Annotated in this window: 1 protein-coding gene; it reads left to right on the forward strand. The window is 66.2% G+C overall.

The annotated features are described in order from the left end of the window. Window positions 1–622: acyltransferase domain-containing protein (locus AC5Y4Q_RS21630; RefSeq protein ID WP_499960167.1), on the forward strand; the 622-nt coding region annotated here is incomplete at both ends.

A 622-nucleotide genomic window follows, 5' to 3' on the forward strand; every position in this document is an offset into this window, starting at 1 on the left:
GTGTTCGTGTTCTCCGGTCAGGGTTCGCATTGGGCGGGGATGGGTCGGCGGTTGTTGGCGGATGAGCCGGTGTTTGCTGCGGCGATTGATGAGTTGGAGCCGGTGTTTGTCCGTGAGGTGGGTTTTTCGCTGCGGGAGGTGATTGCCCAGGGCGCGGAGATCTCCGGTGATGCTCAGGTGCAGCCGGTGATCATGGGGTTGCAGTTGGCGTTGGCGGCGTTGTGGCGGTCCTATGGGGTGGTCCCGGCTGCGGTGATCGGGCATTCGATGGGGGAGGTGTCGGCGGCGGTGGTGGCCGGGGCGCTGACCGCCGAGCAGGGTGTGCAGGTGATTGCGGCGCGGTCGGCTTTGATGTCGCGGCAAGCCGGTCAGGGTGCGGTGGCGTTGTTGGAGTTGGACGCCGATGCGACACGTGAGTTGTTGGCGGGGTATCCGCAGGTGGCGGTGGCGGGGTATTTGTCGCCGCGGCAGACGGTGGTGGCTGGGTTGCCGGCGGATGTGGATGCGGTGATTGCGGCGGTGTCGGCGCGGGAGCGGTTTGCGCGGCGGGTCAATATGGAGGTGGCTTCCCATACCGCGTTCATGGATCCGATTCTGGATGAGTTGCGCGCGCAGCTGGCGG

Source organism: Mycobacterium sp. NGS16 (genome assembly GCF_059813225.1).